Annotated in this window: 17 protein-coding genes and 1 pseudogene; 2 read left to right on the forward strand and 16 right to left on the reverse strand. The window is 59.1% G+C overall.

Features of this window, described 5'->3' with window-relative positions; translation table 11 throughout:
- Window positions 1-13: 13 nt before the first annotated feature.
- The 9 genes and pseudogenes from G3N94_RS01745 to G3N94_RS01785 form a co-directional block, all read right to left on the reverse strand.
- Window positions 14-574 (reverse strand): annotated as a pseudogene (locus G3N94_RS01745) (IS21 family transposase); the annotation flags it as partial.
- Window positions 575-854: 280 nt separating this feature from the next.
- Entirely contained in the window at window positions 855-1,835 is a 981-nt protein-coding gene (locus G3N94_RS01750; protein ID WP_205790367.1) for an NADPH:quinone oxidoreductase family protein, read from the reverse strand.
- Window positions 1,836-2,008: 173 nt separating this feature from the next.
- Complete coding sequence (locus G3N94_RS01755; protein WP_205790368.1) at window positions 2,009-2,530, reverse strand: DUF2147 domain-containing protein; 522 nt, start codon at window positions 2,528-2,530, stop codon at window positions 2,009-2,011.
- A 220-nt stretch (window positions 2,531-2,750) separates the two neighbouring features.
- Window positions 2,751-3,479: an OmpW family outer membrane protein gene (locus G3N94_RS01760; RefSeq protein WP_346778630.1), complete on the reverse strand. Its 729-nt coding sequence runs from the start codon at window positions 3,477-3,479 to the stop codon at window positions 2,751-2,753.
- 230 nt (window positions 3,480-3,709) lie between these two features.
- The gene (locus G3N94_RS01765) at window positions 3,710-5,347 is read right to left on the reverse strand and encodes a GMC family oxidoreductase (RefSeq protein WP_241021498.1); all 1,638 of its coding nucleotides are present in this window, start codon (window positions 5,345-5,347) and stop codon (window positions 3,710-3,712) included.
- 150 nt (window positions 5,348-5,497) lie between these two features.
- Window positions 5,498-6,364 (reverse strand): SDR family oxidoreductase, encoded by an 867-nt coding sequence (locus G3N94_RS01770; RefSeq protein ID WP_241021499.1) that lies wholly within the window; start codon window positions 6,362-6,364, stop codon window positions 5,498-5,500.
- 141 nt (window positions 6,365-6,505) lie between these two features.
- Window positions 6,506-7,969 (reverse strand): AMP-binding protein, encoded by a 1,464-nt coding sequence (locus tag G3N94_RS01775; protein ID WP_205790370.1) that lies wholly within the window; start codon window positions 7,967-7,969, stop codon window positions 6,506-6,508.
- 38 nt (window positions 7,970-8,007) lie between these two features.
- Window positions 8,008-8,940 carry an alpha/beta hydrolase gene (locus G3N94_RS01780; protein WP_241021500.1) on the reverse strand — a complete coding sequence of 311 codons (933 nt, stop codon included), beginning with the start codon at window positions 8,938-8,940 and terminating at the stop codon, window positions 8,008-8,010.
- Window positions 8,937-9,911: an enoyl-CoA hydratase/isomerase family protein gene (locus G3N94_RS01785; protein WP_205790371.1), complete on the reverse strand. Its 975-nt coding sequence runs from the start codon at window positions 9,909-9,911 to the stop codon at window positions 8,937-8,939. Before G3N94_RS01785 ends, G3N94_RS01780 begins: the two co-directional genes overlap by 4 nt.
- A 378-nt stretch (window positions 9,912-10,289) precedes the next feature.
- On the opposite strand from G3N94_RS01785, the gene G3N94_RS01790 reads away from it, so the two are divergent.
- Window positions 10,290-11,012 (forward strand): TetR/AcrR family transcriptional regulator, encoded by a 723-nt coding sequence (locus G3N94_RS01790; RefSeq protein WP_205790372.1) that lies wholly within the window; start codon window positions 10,290-10,292, stop codon window positions 11,010-11,012.
- Between the two features lie 178 nt (window positions 11,013-11,190).
- Entirely contained in the window at window positions 11,191-11,772 is a 582-nt protein-coding gene (locus G3N94_RS01795; RefSeq protein ID WP_205790373.1) for a TetR/AcrR family transcriptional regulator, read from the forward strand.
- Here G3N94_RS01795 and G3N94_RS01800 read toward each other — a convergent pair.
- From G3N94_RS01800 to G3N94_RS01825, 7 genes are all read right to left on the reverse strand, one after another.
- A complete protein-coding gene (locus G3N94_RS01800; RefSeq protein WP_241021501.1) occupies window positions 11,657-12,580 on the reverse strand; it encodes a phosphoadenosine phosphosulfate reductase family protein in 924 nt (307 codons plus the stop codon). The genes G3N94_RS01795 and G3N94_RS01800 overlap by 116 nt on opposite strands.
- A 59-nt stretch (window positions 12,581-12,639) precedes the next feature.
- On the reverse strand, window positions 12,640-13,017 hold the full coding sequence (locus tag G3N94_RS01805; RefSeq protein ID WP_346778627.1) for a phospholipase D-like domain-containing protein: 378 nt from the start codon (window positions 13,015-13,017) through the stop codon (window positions 12,640-12,642).
- Window positions 13,018-13,043: 26 nt separating this feature from the next.
- Window positions 13,044-13,226, reverse strand: coding sequence for a hypothetical protein (locus G3N94_RS42115; protein ID WP_241021503.1), 183 nt, complete (start codon window positions 13,224-13,226; stop codon window positions 13,044-13,046).
- 70 nt (window positions 13,227-13,296) lie between these two features.
- Window positions 13,297-13,494, reverse strand: a complete 198-nt coding sequence (locus tag G3N94_RS01810; protein ID WP_205790374.1) for a hypothetical protein — start codon at window positions 13,492-13,494, stop codon at window positions 13,297-13,299.
- A 22-nt stretch (window positions 13,495-13,516) separates the two neighbouring features.
- Window positions 13,517-13,693: a hypothetical protein gene (locus G3N94_RS01815; protein ID WP_205790375.1), complete on the reverse strand. Its 177-nt coding sequence runs from the start codon at window positions 13,691-13,693 to the stop codon at window positions 13,517-13,519.
- A gap of 82 nt (window positions 13,694-13,775) precedes the next feature.
- Window positions 13,776-16,097, reverse strand: a complete 2,322-nt coding sequence (locus G3N94_RS01820) for an AAA family ATPase (protein WP_205790483.1) — start codon at window positions 16,095-16,097, stop codon at window positions 13,776-13,778.
- Window positions 16,085-16,618 carry a hypothetical protein gene (locus tag G3N94_RS01825; protein ID WP_205790376.1) on the reverse strand — a complete coding sequence of 178 codons (534 nt, stop codon included), beginning with the start codon at window positions 16,616-16,618 and terminating at the stop codon, window positions 16,085-16,087. Before G3N94_RS01825 ends, G3N94_RS01820 begins: the two co-directional genes overlap by 13 nt.
- Window positions 16,619-16,764 lie beyond the last annotated feature (146 nt).

The raw sequence follows: 16,764 nt of genomic DNA on the forward strand, positions 1-16,764 counted from the left end.
CATCTAAATCGGCAATCATCGCGCGCGGGTTGTCCGGCACGATCAGCTGCGGCACGCCGCCATAGAAGGTCAGCGCGCGTGCAATGCCGCCCAGCCAGTCCTCCATCGTTTCGGCCGGCGTCGCGCATGCGAACGTGTAGCTCGAGGCGCCCATGGCGGCCACGAAGATGTGCGCTCGGCGTCCGGTGGTCAGTGGCAACGTGGGGCCGGCGAAATCGACGAACAGCTTCTCGCCGGCACGATGGATCTGCCGCATCGAGCGCTTCAGGCGTTTGGTGAACGTCTTGTAGTGCTCGCAGAACTGCGTATAGCGGTAGGTCTGCCGGTCCGCAAACTCGGCCTGGTACTCCTCCCACAGCAACGTGAGCGTCACGCCCTTGCGGCGCAGTTCCTGATGGATGCGCCCGTAGTCGGGCTGGGCGTAGGCTGCTGGCCCCGTGGGCTTGCCGAGTAGCCGGCGCTCGAGCTCGCCTTCATCCATGTCGCAGGCGTTCGCCCAGTCCAGCCCGGCGGCGCCGGCCAGCCCGACGTACTTCGTGACCACGCCCTTGGAAATGCCCAGCGATGCGGCGATCCGATCGTGCGAGAAGCCGCCGTCGAATTAAAGTCGTAAAACGTCCTTGATCATGCGCATGTTCATCCGGTGCGCGGGCATGCTGTCTCCGGCCAAAGCCGGCGAGCATAGCCCGCGTGGGTGATGTCATGCGCAACGCCAATCCTGCCTTCCGGTCCGCTCGGTCACGTTCCCGAAATGACCGGTCACGTTGCCGAAATCGCCGGTCACGATCCCGAAACGGCCGGTCACGTTCGTCCGAAATACGCAACGGGCGGCGTCTCGTGTTGCTGAAGCACGATCACATTCCCGGATGCACGATGATCTTGCCCATCACCTTTCGAGCCACCATCCGGGCCATTGCATCGGCCGCTCCGGCCAACGGTAGGCGCTCAGAAATGACTGGGCGTATCTTGCCGGAGTTGAACCAGCTCGCGAGCAAGTGCATGTTTGCAATGTGCTGCGCCGGTCCGCGCCGCACCGCCTCGCCCCAGAACACACCGAGAATGTCGCGTTCCATGAGCAACGCGAGGTTGAGCGCGATCTTTGGGATTTCTCCCGCGGCAAAGCCGACCACAAGATAGCGCCCGCGCCACGCGGTCGCGCGCAGCGCAGCCTCGCTGTATTTTCCGCCGACGGGATCAAACACGACGTCGGCGCCGCGACCCTCGGTCAAATGGGCAACACGACGACGGAGATCTTCGGTCGTATAATCGATCGTCTCGTCAGCCCCCAAGTCGCGGCACAGAGCGCGCTTTTCGTGTGTCGATGCTGCGGCGATGACGCGAGCACCCATCGCCTTTGCGATTCCGATCGCGGCAAGTCCAACGCCACCGGCTGCCCCCATCACAAGCAGCGTCTCGCCAGATTGCAGATATGCGCGATTCTTCAGAGCGTGTAGCGATGTGCCGTAGGTCAGCATGAAAGACGCGGCGAGATCAAACTCCATACCGACCGGCATTTTCATGAGATGTCGTGCATCGGCGACGCAGTACTCCGCAAACGTGCCATAGCCCGTCGAACCCACAACTGCATCGCCGATTCGCCAATCGTCGACACCCTCACCGACGGCATCGACCACGCCGGAGAATTCGGCTCCGGGTGAAAATGGCAATGCAGGCTTCAACTGGTAAAGGCCCTGCACGATCAGAGTGTCGGGAAAATTGAGTGAAGCGGCCTGCACGCGAATCCGTACCTCGCCAGTCGCTGGTTCCGGCTGAGCGACATCATCGAGCACTAACTGATCAATGGGTCCGAATTCCCGGCATATCAACGCCTTCATCGTCCAGCCTCCTCGTGTTATAAGACACGCGATTTCTCGCTTGCCGACCGACGCCGCGGGACCTCGCAGATGCTCGATTTTGAGCATGATGTCCGAGCGCTCATTTGGCCGGCGGACTTACGTTATGTCATGCACCTGAAAATGGCAAAGTTCGGCACTTTCGATATGCGACATCAGTTCTGTGCACCTGGTTCGACGACATCGCCATGGCGGATCCAGGTCTGCGACCGGCCAAGCAACGAGACCCCTATATAGCCACGCACGACGAGCTTTTGCCCTCCTGCCTCGAGGCGCATCTTGCAGCTGTACTCGTTGCCGCTGATCGGGTCGAGGATCTTGCCACCGTCCCATTCGTCGCCTTGTTGTCTCATTCCACGAACGACGGTCATCCCCTGGATTTTCTGATCCTTGCGTTCATCGGTACATTTCACGCAGCGGCGCTCGGGTGAGTCGTTTGCGCCCAATCCCTTGATGATCTTCCCACTGATTGTGCCATCGCCGTTCTGTGCAATCTGTACAAGCGCTGTAGGCTGTTGAGTTTGGTCATCCATCGTCTGCCATACGCCCACCGGCGTGCCGGAAACACCGGCAAACGCAGGTAACGCGCCGGTCAGAATTGCACCGGCTATCGTCACACTTACCCAGCGCTTGACAACGCTACCGGGCGTGCACTTTGCGTAGCTAGAAAAATTCATAACGAGCCATCCTGTTAGATTGTGTGCCTACCGCTTTTCTGAGGTAACGGCATTACACTGACAAAACATCGCGTGCCCAGTGCTTCTGTAATGGAGTCCCACGAACGACGTTTCCGTTGATGCGCAGCACGATGCCGCGCAAATTTTCCACATTTTTCGTGATCCACTCGTGTGGAAAAGTACGCGGGCCTGCCCCCGCTTCATACGACTTAGGTGAGTGTCAAAAGCGATACCCTACGGATACGAATGAAACGATAGGATTAAGCTTGAGCTTCGTACTACTGGTAACAGCTCCCTGGGAGGATAGCGTCGTCAGTGTGGCCCTGGAAGAAAGCCACATATAAGAAAGCGATGCATCGATTGACCAGTGCTTGTTGATGTTGTAGGCGAGTCCCGCATTGATTATCGGCGCAAACGAACTGCTCAGCTTGGCGGTGGTCGGTCCTTCCAGCGCATTGCCGAACCTCGGCGAATACAGGAAAGCACCGCTAGCGGCTGCGGGTTCCAATTTCACACCGCTGAACCAGACATACGATGCACCGGCACCAAAGTACGGACGAAAGTTGCTCGTCGCGTCGTTGAAGTAGTACTTCAGCAATAGCGCCGGGCTCCACTCGTACGCGGAACCGATCCGGCCAAGCGCACTGAGGGATCCCGTCCCGGTTAGCCTGTACTTCGGAGGTATGCCAAGAGCGGCACCAGCAGCAATGTGATCGGTAATGAAGTACGTCGCTGTGAGCCCGAAGGTATCAGAATCGTCAACCGACGCGCCAGTGCCTGCAACGGTGGTACTCGTACCGAATGCGGACACGGTAAGAGGGCGACTGGAGTCCTGCAGCGCGAAGTGAAACCAGCCTGTATTCACGACAAAATCTCCCGCACTTTGCGCGTGCGCGGTTGTGGCCGTCAGCAGCGCGGCGGTAATTGCGAATGCTCGATTCTTCAAGATCCTGTCTCCTCCGGTTTTGCATCTGTAGATAAGTGAATGAAACGGTACTGTGGTTGTAATATTGGCGGGCCGGCGCCATCCGGAGCGCGTTGAAGGGTCTCGGGATACCCAACCGCACGGCAGTTGGATCGACGCGTCGATCGACATTCAATGACAATTAGCGATTCGACGGAGTGCACCTCGCTCGGGAAGCCACCCTTCGCACGTTCCGCGTTGCCCGTTTTTTTCACTCAGCGCGCAGTCTCGCTTGCTGATGATTGATTGAGCCACTCCGAACCGGCTTCCGGCACTTGTGACATCGCATACTCGGCTAGTGCTGTAATCGTCAACGCCGGATTGACACCAGGATTGGCCGGCATTGCGGCGCCGTCACAGACCAGCAAGTTCCGGTATCCGAATACGCGCAAATTTCGGTCAACAACTCCGGACGCGGAACTTGCACCAATTACAGCGCCGCCCAGCACATGGGCAGTGGTCGGAATGTTGGCCAACGCTTCAAGTACGTTGCTTTGAGCAATGCCGCCGGTACGTTTTGCCAGCCATTGGGCTGCCCGATTACCGATGTCGATATACGTCGGGTTCGGACGATCACGATTCTGTTCCGTCGTGAGCCGGTAGCCATGCCGCATCCACCTCTTTCTGGCACGCAGCACGATGGCGTTGTCCAGCGCTTGCATCACCAGCAGGGTGACCATGTGGCGGCTCCATCCCACCGGCCACAACGTCCTGATCCACTGCAGCGGATGCAATGTAATGTTCGTCAGCCATTGCAATGGCCGGGTCAGGCGATTGCCCTTGCCGACCAGAACCGTATACATCATGCCCATGAGGTCGGCGTTGCGGCCGTATGTGAGGAATTCGATTTGAGTATCGTCGTCCAATCGTACACTGCTGCTTGCCGTAACATCGTTCCAGGTCTTCATATCCGTAGGAAGGCGGACATTTAGTACCGACTCGCTGTTGGTACGCACCAGCTCGCCGAGGCGAATGCTGATTCGTGGCAGCGAGCCACCCAACTTGCAATTGGCCAGCAGTTCGTTGGTCCCCAGAGTCCCACCCGCAAAAACCACACCACGCGCGGTATGAACCTTTCGATCCCTGCGACCAAGTAATCCACCGGATCGCTGCGTGACCACACGATACCCGTCGCTGCCGTCGGCAGCCCCCAACGGCGTAACGTCAACGACTTCACGCTCGGCCGCGATCTGGACGCCAAGACGCTCCGCGAACCACAAGTAGTTCTTTGTCAACGAATTCACGGCGCCTACCCTACATCCCACCATGCAGGCGCCGCAATGAGTGCACCCGGTGCGATCCGGGCCTTCTCCTCCGAAATAAGGATCCTTTACCGTAATATTTGGTTTACCAAAATAAATTCCAGTAGGAGAAAGAACGAAATCGTCCTCCTTTCCGAAATTCAGCGCCATTTCACGAGCCAAGCGCTGATTTGTCGAATCGAATGGCACGGTCCTGGCACCGAGCATGCGTTCGGCAACCTCGTAATGCGGTTTGAGCAGCTGCTGCCAATCGCCGAGTTCCCGCCACTGGGCGTCGTCAAAGAATTTTCGACGGGCTCGGTATAAAACCCCACCATAAACGGTGCTGCCACCGCCGACCGCCGATTGACTGGGAAAGAATACATGACGAAAGACACGCATGCGCATGATGCCCTTCATGCCCAGCATGGGTGCCCATAGAAATTTGCTCAATTGCCAAGCGGATTCGGGCAGATCTTCGTCGCGAAAGCGCCGGCCGCGCTCGATCACTGCGACGCGATAATTCTTCTCCGCTAGGCGCAGTGCCGAAACGCTGCCCCCAAACCCAGACCCGATAACAATCCAATCGTAATCAAATGTAGTGCTAATCAAAACAATTCCCCTCTCCCATTCTTCACCTCGCGCTACCTCGAATGCCGATATGCCTCGATGTCCGTTACGATCCCGCCTCTAATCTGCGCGATTTGCATCATCTGTGATTATCATTGGACCAAAAATGCGAGTTGCGAATTGCGCTTCTGGTCATCGTGCGATGCGCTGGACGACCCACCGCGTGATGGCGGACGGTGCGAGGCGTGTGGCGAGCGACAGCATTCCGGCTTGTAAGCCGACAGTCCAGTGAGTTCGGTGAAACAGGTTTTTGCTCGTCGCGCAGGCCCATACGGTCTCCGCAACGTTGGCCGGCGTGAGTCGAACGCCAAGCGATTTCGCACTGTGGAGATTGTTGAAACCGTCGGCCATTGCAGTATTGACGAAGCTCGGCCAGATATCACTCACACGAATGCCGAACTTGCTCCATTCGACGTCGAGACCTTCGGTGAATCCGCGTACTGCGAACTTCGTACTCGAGTACGTTGCGAGTTCCGGTTGGCCATAAATTGCTGTCGCAGACGCAATATTGACGACGTGGGAATTCGGGGTTCCCGCCAGAAACCTGAACGCGCTATGGCAACCTGTCACCATCCCCCGAACATTCACATTCAGCATCGCGTAGTGCTTGCCCAACGGAATCTCTTCGAAAGGACCCGATGAGAGAACTCCGGCATTATTGAGCAGCACATCGAGCCGTCCACCGCTTCGCGCCCAAAATGTCGAAAGCATTCCTCCCCACGCATCCGGATCACTTACGTCGAGTACCCCGTAAATAGTGTTTCCCTCACCCAGGGTCGCGGCGACTGCGGCAACGCCATCTGCATTGATGTCATACAGACCGACAAACCACCCCCGCCGCGCGAACAATTCTGCACAGGCGCGTCCGATCCCCGACGCCGCGCCGGTCACGAAGATCGCCGGCCGCCTGCCCGGAATCAAGGGGGCCGGTGACACGGTTGGAACCCGGCTGTCATGCACCACATTGAGATGCGTATTCATGTCGAAAGCATCCTTCATCTGTCGAACTTCCGATGTAATGTAGCAATGCGAAGCTCAAACGCCATCGGCATAACGTTGCACGCTCGGCCGCGTTTCTCGTGACGATCCTCATTGGACCAACTGCAATTTGGCGTTAAGGAGGAGCGTCGCTACCCACGCTCATCTGTTTCCAGCCTTCCAAATGTCTCGCAGCCTGAGCTTGTCGATCTTTCCTACAGCGTTCTTCGGAATGCTGTCGAGAACATTGATCTCGACGGGTCTCTTGTAGCGTGTCAACCGGCCTGCACAGTGCTCGTTCAGCTCAGCCTCGGTGCCGGTGAATCCGGTTCGATACGCGACATAGGCGATAACTATTTCGCCAAGCGTTTCATCGGGGGCGCCAATTACGGCCGCTTCCAACACACCAGGGAATTCCGACAGCACGTCTTCGATTTCTTTGGGGTAAATGTTCTCGCCACCGCGGATGATCATCTCTTTCAGACGTCCGACAATGGACAGGTAGCCATCCTCGTCGATACGCCCGATGTCACCGGTGTGCAGCCAGCCATCCACAATGGTCTTCGCTGTTTCATCGGGTTTTCCCAGATAACCTCGCATGACATTGGGGCCCTGGAGGAGTACTTCACCAGTGGCGCCTTGTGGCAGGTGGGTACCGTTCGGATCCGCGATCGCAATCCGTTGTCCAACGAAGGGCAGACCCACCGTTCCGGTTTTACGGACCCCGCTGACTGGGTTGATGGTCGAGCCGCAGGTCGCCTCGGACAGACCATAGCCCTCAACCAGCGGGAAGCCGTAGCGAGATTCGAAACTCTTCAGCAATTCGGCAGACGCCGGTGCTGCGCCACAGATCCCGTACCGCAGGCTCGACGTATCGGGCTTGACGTGGTCCGGCAGCGCGTTAAGGAGCGCGTAGATTGTCGGAACGGCGGAAAAATACGTCGGCCGATACTGCGCGACGTCTTCGAAGAACGTGTTGATGTCAAAGCGCTCGCGGATCGTAACTCGGCCGCCGACAAGCAACGGCAGGAGGGTACTCACTACAATGCCATTGACATGGAAGAGAGGCAGCACCAGCAGACAATGATCCGCCGACGTAACCTTGAGCGACTGTCGACCCATTTCCGTCATGGCCTCAACGTTGGCGTGATCCAGCATCACGCCTTTTGGCAACCCCGTCGTTCCACTCGTATAGATAAGGAGTGCCAATTTACTTTGATCATCTATCGGTTCTCCCCCATGGCACACCCCCCCCGCCAACGCAGCAACCGGAACGGACCTGACGTCAGGAACGACGCTTTCACCGGTAGCATTGACAACCAACTTCGCTCCCGAATCGACGATTTGGTGGGTGGCCTCCTTGATAGTGAGACTCGGCTTGACCGGAGTGGCTGCAGCTCCCAAGTGCCATGCCGCGAACATTGCCACTACAAATTCGGCCTGATTCGGCAGCATGATGGCTATGACATCCCCAGCCTCTACACCCAGATTCGAGAATACCTCTGCCGCTTCGAGCACGCTCGAGTAAAACTCCTCGTTCGACAGGGCAGTCGCTGCATCCTCAATGCATGGCGCGGTGGGCGCCGACGCCGCACGCAGGCCTGGAAGATTGGAAAAACTCATCATCGCTCTCTATAGGTAAGTGGGAAAGTCTGGCATCGACATCAGGGTGCAGAACGTCCAATCAGGTGTTCGGTGAGAAACTGAATCTGGTCCGACACCAGTCGTTCGAAATGGTCGCCAAGGTAAAAGTCGAAGTGTCCGGCGGCATACAACTTGATTTCGCCACGCGGCGCTCGCCTCACCAGCGCGATGGTCTGATCCGCCGGCGTCACTGTGTCGGTCGTGCTGACACAAAACAAAATTGGTGACTGAACCTTTGCAGCCGCGCGACCAGGTCGATACGTCGCGATCTCGGGAATCACTCTTGCCGCCACGTGATTGACGAATTTTCCCCCCTTAGGGATCAGAGCCAGATAACCAGGCAGAGCGTCGTGGGCGTTCATCAACGCCGGCTGGCCGGGCTCCGCCGCGATCGGGACCATCACTGGCCGGCGACCGAACAGCTTTGCCGCATAGTCCCGCAGAATGACTGGTGTCATGCGCATTGAGGCCATTACACCTAATGCTGCCGCGGATGCTAACCCATCGGTAAACGGGCACTGGCTGATGGCCGCAAGCAGTTCGGGATGACGGCTGGCCACTTGAATCGCGTGCCCTCCGCCAAATGAGCTTCCCCAGACTGCGACTCGGCTTCCATCGACATCGGTACATCCTTTCACGAAGTCCAATGCTGCATCCCAGTCAGCAAGCTGACGTTTCACCGACATCAGCTGTCTGGGTTTGCCACCGCTGTCACCGAAATAGCGATACGTGAATGCCAGTGCTGCGATTCCTGCAGCAGCAAAACGCTCAGAATACGCGTCGAGACGCATTTCACGGACCGCGCCGAGCCCGTGCCCGAGCACAACGATCGGTGGTCGCTTTACTCCAACCGGCAAGTAAAGCCATGCAGAGCAGTAGGTTTCACCGGAGACAAACCGGACCTCCCGACGGTTGAATTTTTGAGAAATCTGTGAAATAGGCATCGTGTTCATTTTGCTGAGCCGTTGCTGTGCGAAGGGAAACGGCCGCCCTTAAGTGCCTCCTCGTAGACTGAAGGGTCGTACAACGGCAGGTCACCATCACGAGCGGTGCGCTCGAGGTATTCGACCATTAGAGACTGTGCGGTCTCGGTCGGCGAGATTGAGATGAATTCGGTGCGCTCCACGTGCAATCCCTCTTCCAACGACATGGATCCGCCCAGGTACACCGCTCGCTTGATCGCCGCGATTGCGTCTCGCGGGCGGGAACTCATGTACCTGGCAAGTTCAATCGCTCGATCGAGAAGCTCGTCAGGAGGCACAACTTCGTCAACCAGACCAATTTCGAGCGCTTTCCTGGGAGGTACTGGCCGACCCTCGAGCATCATCATGAGGGCGCGATGTGCGCCCACCAGGCGTGTCAGTCGTTGCGTGCCTCCGCCGCCGGGATTGATACCAAGCAGTATTTCCGGCTGGCCGATGAAGAAATCGCCGTCCGCCATCAAACGGATGTCGCAGGCCTGAGCGAGCTCGCTGCCAAGCCCGAGCGCGGATCCGTTCAGTGCTGCGACAAAGATAATTCCGCATCGATTCATTCGTAGGAAGGTGTCGTGCAGTTCGTCCAGTTGCATCCCGCCTTCCATCGGCGTAACGGAGGCAACGACTGCCAGCGGAGGCACACGACGAACTGCAGCGGAGGCTCGCGCGATCGCTGAAGCAAGACCAAGCCCAACGGCCGGTATGCTCTTGCCGCCCTCCTGCAACCAACGCACATCCGCATGACCAATGAACCGCCCCGGATGGGTTCCGGTCAGGACGACCGCCTTGACGGAATCGTCTGACTCCAGCTTGTCCACTAACGCAGCAAGGGCATTGGCCATGTTCAGCCCCATCAGCCCCAATGGCCCCCCTTCCAGCCGTACGATCAGTACGGAACCTCGGGCTTCGACATCAAGGCGCCCGGGCATCGCAGGTGTCATCTTCATCTCTCAATCCTCTGAAACTTGACGAGCTGATACGCTCTCGTGGGTAAATCGCGGCGTCGTCTACGGTCGGCAGGGCGGCTGCTGGCAGATTCGGTTCGATGCATCAAATCAATTGAGAACATCGGCGCCCCGCTTCCTTTGGCAGACCAGGAAAGCCAATCGCGTCGCTCGCACCACCTAACACAAGCCACATCCGAGGTCGATGAAATCACCTTCCTCCAAGCGATTTGCACTCCTCTAGATCCCACTGATGCCACGACGATCCACCTCGATTGTTGTGCTTGGTACGCCGCCTCCGCTTAACGAACTTGCGGCCAGAGGTCATGCCAAATAACATCGTTATTTGATAGAATAACTTCGTTATGGAGCAACTGCAATATGTCCACTGCTAGGTCAAACCCTGATGTCCGCACCCGCCTTGTCGAAGCCACGATCCGCTTGCTTGCGACGAACGGTCCCTCTGAAGTGAAGGCTCGGTCGGTGTCAAACGAAGCTGGCCTATCGACGATGGGCGTTTACAACTACTTCGGCGGGGTTCCGGAACTTCTGCGAGCCGTTGCCGACGAGGGCCTTTGTAGACTGGCCACTGCATTTGAGCTAGTCCCGAAGACGGATAATCCGCTGGTCGACTTGTGCGGAATGGCATTGGCGCATCGAGACGTTGCACGAAGCAACGCCCATCTGTATGACCTGATGTTTGGTCTCTCAATTCATACTAGATACGGTCCTGCACGGGTCGGTACCGCTCCGGTTTCGAGTGAACATTCTCCGGCATTTAATGCTGCCTATGCCCAATTGGTCGACGCATGTGCTCGTCTTGTGGCAGCCAAGTGCGTCCAGCCGGCCGACCCATCTCACATTGCTCGGCAGCTATGGGGTGCTGTACATGGATTCGTGATGCTCGAGCTTGCAGGACACTTCGCCGACGTTGCCGACCCGCCTTCGGAAGTCCTTTTGCCAATGTGCAACAACCTCATCATTGGACTTGGCGCGGCGCGCGACAGAGTCGAGTCCGCCACAAGCAGCGTCATTGCTGGACGGATACATACGGAAGAATTTGATTCGGCCGCCCCACCCGCGCGGAAACGGCGAGCAACCTGAGACTCACCTGTCACCCAACGCGGAATCGCAGATACGCGAATCCCAATCTCGAGTCTTTCTCTCGACCAAATCCGACGATCTGGCACTCGAGAGCAGAGACGTCATCAATTCCGCGCGAAACCCTTTCTCACAGAATAGTATATGATGTTCATCATACAAACATGCAGTTGCAGTCAACATGCCACGAACCACACCCGGCCGTAAGGAGTTGACCCATCAGCGCATCGTCGAGGCCGCAGCGCGTGCCATTCGGCGCAGCGGATATGATGGCACCGGCGTTGCCGATATCATGAAGGAAGTGGGCCTGACACACGGCGGGTTCTATGCTCACTTCGCTTCGCGCGAGGCGATGTTGGCTGAGGCGGCTGACCGCGCGGGCGCGGAAGCCGTAGCCGCGTCGGCTAGCATCGCAGCCTGTGCCCCTCCAGAGCAAGCATTAGCGTCGCTTGTCCGTGCTTATCTTTCCAAAGAGCACGTCGAAAACCCCGAGCTTGGGTGCCCTGTCGCTGCCCTCGGCTCAGAAATGCCGCGTCAAGTGCCTGAGATTCGACGTGTGTCCACTCGACACATCAAGGAAATGATTGATCTTGTTGCTCGCCAGTCGCCTGACTGGGGACAACCCGATGCGCATGAATCTGCGCTTGTTACTGTAGCCACGATGGTTGGAGCGCTACTGCTAGCGCGTGCGGTTGACGACCCCAAGCTTTCGGATGCCCTGCGAGAAGCAGCGTTGGAGCATCTTGCCCCACACGGTACTTGAGAACATCCTCTCGCGAGCCACAAGCCGCACGGGCGCCGGATTCACCGAGAATCACGCCACACGTGCCTTCGTTCCCGGCACGATACAACGCCGACAAGCGCTCGATCGAGCGTGCAGACACCGGTGATGGAACGGGGCGTCGCTCCTCGTAGGCGGACAATGCGAGCATGGTCCAAATAGAGTCCGTCGACCATTTCGCAATCGGCGAAAGTGTCAGATAGCCGTCGGCTTTCCGGACGGGTTTATGCGCGCTCTCGCTTCGCCCGACCATGGCGGCCAGACGACTGCCGCTTTCGTCGAAGCGATTGCCAAGCACGGTGACGACCTCGCGACCTCCACCGGCTGCCGCCGATCGCTCGAGCGACACGCGCAGCCGATTTTGCGGATCGACCTTCCAGTCCGATGCACACGCACGAATGCGCTTGCCGTCCTTCACGCCGTTCTCAACCGTCCGCGGCAGGGTGCCGCGTCCGATCGTGGCAACCACGAACTGCGAAGCCAGCGAAGGCGTCGCCACGTGAACCGACACCCCGCCGCCATCGGCACGCGACCAGTCGCGGATCTCGTCAAGCATGACCTGCAGATGCCAGTGCATGCTCGGGTTTTCGATCATCGTGTCGGCGCTGGTGATGTAGTGCTCGCCCGGATAATCGGCGTCGGCGCGTCGAGCAGCTTCGAGCACGAGGATTGCGGTGCAGGTAGAGTCCTTGCCGCCGCTGACCGCACAAGCTAGCTTGTAGCCTTGCGCGATGAGTGTGACAAGCGTCGCGATCGCGGTTTCCATCCGCTCAGTCCTTTCGTTGAACATGTTGCTGTTCCCATTGTGAGTGGGAACACCCTCCCAACGGGAGCGTGCTCCCGCGAGGGTTAAAGGTTAGAGGCGGATCGGGTTTGCGGCGCGCGGTACAGGTCACCGCGTGCCGAAACAGTCTCCCAATTTCTGAGATAGGCATCGGCGATCGTCTCATTGCCGTGCACGACAATCACGTTCTCCGAGTTGAACCTGACCGCTTGTTGATTGTAGTTGTAGCTGCCCGTCTCGACCGTGATGCCATCAACGACGACGTACTTCGAATGCTGCAGCGGATAGGCGCTGACGATGCGCACCGGAATGCCCGCGTACACCAGGCTCCCGAGCGCGGCCTTTGCGCGGCCGCTGCGATCCTCCTCGAGATTGTTCCGATAATCGACCGTCACGGCGACATCGACGCCGCGGTGCTTTGCGTCGATCAGCGCGCGCACCACCGCGGACCACGTGAACGAATATGCCATCACACGAATGGAGCGTCGCTGCTGTCGATCGTGCGAAGTACGAGCCGCTCGGCGCCGCCATTCGGCGAGAACGCCACTTCGACAGCCGGACCGGTCTCGGCGTGCGCGCGCACCGCAAAGGCGAGCGCACCGCAACAAAACATTGACGCCAAGAGCGTCGCGATCTGGATTTGCTTTTTCATGCGATTCTCCAAGGTGTATACGAGGAAAAGCCCCGCGATCTTTCGAAAGCGGGGCCGGTCAAGCAGTCGGTCAGGAGCACGGCCTTGGTTGGCCGAGCGGAAAGGTTCTGACGCGGCCATCCTTGCAGACAATCGCGTCCGTTTTGATGGTCGACCGCTTCTCAGCGGCCGACTGCGTAAATCCCGCGTGTCGGTAGACCGGCGTTGGCGCCGGTGCGCTGCCGTGCATCGCGATCATCAGTATCACCAGGTTCGTCATCCCGTTCATCGATCGATCCTGCATCGATGGTTCAGGACGCGACGACGGCAGTAGCCGCCACCATTACCCAACGTCCGTCGACGAGCACGTCGCGCAGGCGCGAACCATTCAGCTCGTAGACGTGTTCCGTACCCGTGCGAACGGGTTTTGGACGCATCGAGATCGTCAGGCTGCGTGCCGGGGCGATCATCGTGGACTTCAAATTCATGGCGTTCCTCATCATAAAAAAAAGCGAGGAACGCCCCTTGCGGGGACTTTCCCCACAAGGGCTAACAGAAATTCGCGCCGCCCTAATGGGCCAGCGCGGCTACATCGATTACTGCATCAGCTTCCGCGATCAGGTCAGGCGTCTGTGAAATGAAAAACTCCCGCTCGTAGCCGCCCTGCTTCAACACCTCTCGCTTCATCCGCATGAACTGCACTTTGCGCTGCGGATCCAGCGGCCCATCCGACTCGTCACTGAACAGCGACTGGTACGGCTGACCGGCATTGCTGGCGCTATACAGCGCGATGCCACGCGTCAGGCACTCGTTGATCCAGACCTTCTGCCCACCCGACATCACCCCGACCGCCTTGGTGCTGACGTTGTCGGCGTCGTGCACGAGGATCTCGAACCCTTCCCGCAAGTCACCGTTGGCGAGCGTGCGCTGCGTCTGGATCTCGACTGTGAACCGGGTGCCGTAACACGCCAGCAACAGGTCGTTCACCGTCTGCGTGAGCGCCGGCCCGGCGTCGTCGATCGTCAGGGCAATCACGCCTTCGTTGCCGAGTCCCTTGGACACAAGCTTCCATTGCGCGATCTCGTCGGAAATACGGGCAGCAAACGCCTGCGTGGCGTCGAACCCAGCAAGATCGCGCTCGAGGCCCGCCAATTCGGTCTCGCGCGTCGCCTGACTGCGAATTAGTGCCTCGATCCGCGCGTCCGTCGCCGTCAGCCCGTTACGACACTCCGTCAGTTGCCGGTCGACGTCCGCGATGGCTTGCGTGACATCGACGTCCGCAAGGCGGCGTACCTCCGATTCGACTTCCCGAATCAGCGACGACACCCGCGCACGTTCCGTCTCCCGACGTTGCGTGGATTCGGCCTCGTCTTTAGCCAACGTCGCCAGTTCGGCGCGCGACGTGACCATCCCGGCTTCGGCTGCATCGAGCAACGGCTTCCGAGCAGCAAGATCGGTCGCGCGCTGCAACGCCTGTCGTTCGGCCGAGAGGCTTTCCGACACACTCTTCAATTCGGCCAGCTTCGCCGGAAGTTCAGCGAGCGCGGGCTCGAGCGCGTCGGCCTCCGCCTTTTGCGTTCGGTAGCGACCCCGAAGGTCCTGGATCGTCACCGTCTGGGACGTGGCCTCATGCGATGCTTTGCGCGCTTGAGCGAGCAACGGACAGGTTGAGTGGATCTCCATGCCCGCGCACGGCACCGCGTCAACGACCGCGGCCTGCGCCCGAAGGTTCTCCAGCAGCGTCGTGGCCGACGTGCCCTGGGACTGCAGCGCAGAGAGCGACGAGCGGAGCGTCACCAGATGCAAACGCTTCGCATCGAGTTCGGTGATCGTGCGCTGCAATGGCTCAAGGCGCGGTTCCAGCTGCCCGATACGGAGCACCGCCCCGTCGCGAGCGGCCGCTGCGCCCAGAATGCCATCACGTTGCTGAATCGTGCCCTCGAAGCCTCGAATCGCAGACTGGATCGCGCTTCGACGTTGGCTGGACCGTTGCCGGTCCGCCGTCGCGTCACGATCGATCGCCTGCAGCGTGGCATTAAGCTCGATGCGTCGCGTAGAGAGATCGCGGAGTCGAGACTCGACACCCGCGTTTTCGGACTGCTTCGCCACCAGCCCGACCCGCTGCTGCGTCAGATTTGCCGTCGACGACTGCAACGCGTCGCGCTGCACTTTCGCGGCGGTCAGCGCCTCGATATCGGTTGCGATCGATTGCTGCGTTTGCTCGGCGCGCTTACGCTTGCCGGAAAACGCAACGATCTCCTGCTGCACGACGTCGAGCCGCTTGGACAGTGCATTCGCAACGTCCCCCGCTTTCGCGGAGAGCGTGCGCAGGTGTTCGATCTTCAGTAGTTCGGCTAGCAGCGCCTTGATTTCGGACGCGCCATACGACGAGAGCGGCCGACGGTTCTGTGCCGAGAATGCACTCGTAAAGAACGCGTCCAGCGAGCCGAGAATCGCCTCAATGCAACGATCGTAGGTCTCGCCCTTGCCGTCCGACACCGTGCCGTCAGGCAATGTCACGGGCCGCCACTCTCCGTCAGTCGTGCGATAGAACAGAAAGTAGTCTGCCTTCCCGGTCTTGCCCGGCCTGCGAAATACGAACTCCGACCGATAGCGGATGCCGTCGTGCGTCCATTCGAATTCCTTGCGGGCCTGCACGCCGTAGACATGATCCCAATACGAGAACGCATCGACCGACAGCTTCGTTGCGCGCGACGGCATGATCCGGTACGGATGCAGGTTGTCCATGATCGTCGTTTTCCCGGCACCGTTCGGGCCGGTCAGCGCGATCAGTCCGGTCGGGAGCACTTCCAGATCCAGCTCGAGCCGTTCGCGCTTCATGCCGTCGCGAACGCCGAGAAAGCCTTCGAGCACGAGTTTCAACGGACGCATGACGACACCTCCTGATACGGGGCATCGTGCAGGTAGTCCGCCGGCAGCCACGCTTCGTTGCCGTCATCAGGCCACGGGTCAGTCGCCACCGATGGAGCAGGAGCAGGAGCCGGCTTCAACAGCGTGCCGACCGCGGCGTGTTCGACAGCCTCGGACACGGCCGCAAAGTCCGCAACGGAACCCGTGAGGACGCCATTCCAATCGGCCTTGCCAGTCATCGCTTGCAGTTCACGCGGCGACCATTGGCCTGCGTAGCCACTATTGAAGGACCAAAGCAGGTTTTGCAACTGGACGTCCGGAACCACGGCGAGCTCCGGCTGATCCGATTCGATCGAATCAGCCAGCACGATAAAGCCGTTGCGCTGGGCGACCGCAAATCCGCGCGCTTGGCCGAACGGTTGATGAAAAATCCCGGCAACGAATCCCGCACGCTCCACGAGATTCTGTTGAAGGGCGCGGGCATTCGCTTTGGAAGCGACGAGTTTTGTCCAGCTTGCGCCGGCAGGATAGAGACCAAACATGAGCACACTCCAGCGATGTTGGACGGAGTGCGCCCCACGGGGTCACGCCCCGCCAGGGATAAAGAAAATTGATGCAGCGTTACTGCGATCGATGCGTCGTGCGACGCGGGGTGAACCTCGTTTCGATAGCCCGAGGGCTATCGGAA

Origin of the sequence: Burkholderia sp. Ac-20353 (assembly GCF_017104785.1) — a bacterium.
Classification (GTDB): Bacteria; Pseudomonadota; Gammaproteobacteria; order Burkholderiales; family Burkholderiaceae; genus Burkholderia.

Excerpts from the sequence above, each read along its gene's own strand:
- G3N94_RS01750 (WP_205790367.1), bottom strand. The coding sequence starts at position 1,835 with ATGAAGGCGTTGATATGCCGGGAATTCGGACCCATTGATCAGTTAGTG.
- G3N94_RS01755 (WP_205790368.1), bottom strand. The coding sequence starts at position 2,530 with ATGAATTTTTCTAGCTACGCAAAGTGCACGCCCGGTAGCGTTGTCAAG.
- G3N94_RS01770 (WP_241021499.1), bottom strand. The coding sequence starts at position 6,364 with ATGAAGGATGCTTTCGACATGAATACGCATCTCAATGTGGTGCATGAC.
- G3N94_RS01775 (WP_205790370.1), bottom strand. The coding sequence starts at position 7,969 with ATGATGAGTTTTTCCAATCTTCCAGGCCTGCGTGCGGCGTCGGCGCCC.
- G3N94_RS01780 (WP_241021500.1), bottom strand. The coding sequence starts at position 8,940 with ATGAACACGATGCCTATTTCACAGATTTCTCAAAAATTCAACCGTCGG.
- G3N94_RS01785 (WP_205790371.1), bottom strand. The coding sequence starts at position 9,911 with ATGAAGATGACACCTGCGATGCCCGGGCGCCTTGATGTCGAAGCCCGA.
- G3N94_RS01790 (WP_205790372.1), top strand. The coding sequence starts at position 10,290 with ATGTCCACTGCTAGGTCAAACCCTGATGTCCGCACCCGCCTTGTCGAA.
- G3N94_RS01795 (WP_205790373.1), top strand. The coding sequence starts at position 11,191 with ATGCCACGAACCACACCCGGCCGTAAGGAGTTGACCCATCAGCGCATC.
- G3N94_RS01800 (WP_241021501.1), bottom strand. The coding sequence starts at position 12,580 with ATGTTCAACGAAAGGACTGAGCGGATGGAAACCGCGATCGCGACGCTT.
- G3N94_RS42115 (WP_241021503.1), bottom strand. The coding sequence starts at position 13,226 with ATGAAAAAGCAAATCCAGATCGCGACGCTCTTGGCGTCAATGTTTTGT.
- G3N94_RS01810 (WP_205790374.1), bottom strand. The coding sequence starts at position 13,494 with ATGAACGGGATGACGAACCTGGTGATACTGATGATCGCGATGCACGGC.
- G3N94_RS01815 (WP_205790375.1), bottom strand. The coding sequence starts at position 13,693 with ATGAATTTGAAGTCCACGATGATCGCCCCGGCACGCAGCCTGACGATC.
- G3N94_RS01820 (WP_205790483.1), bottom strand. The coding sequence starts at position 16,097 with ATGCGTCCGTTGAAACTCGTGCTCGAAGGCTTTCTCGGCGTTCGCGAC.
- G3N94_RS01825 (WP_205790376.1), bottom strand. The coding sequence starts at position 16,618 with ATGTTTGGTCTCTATCCTGCCGGCGCAAGCTGGACAAAACTCGTCGCT.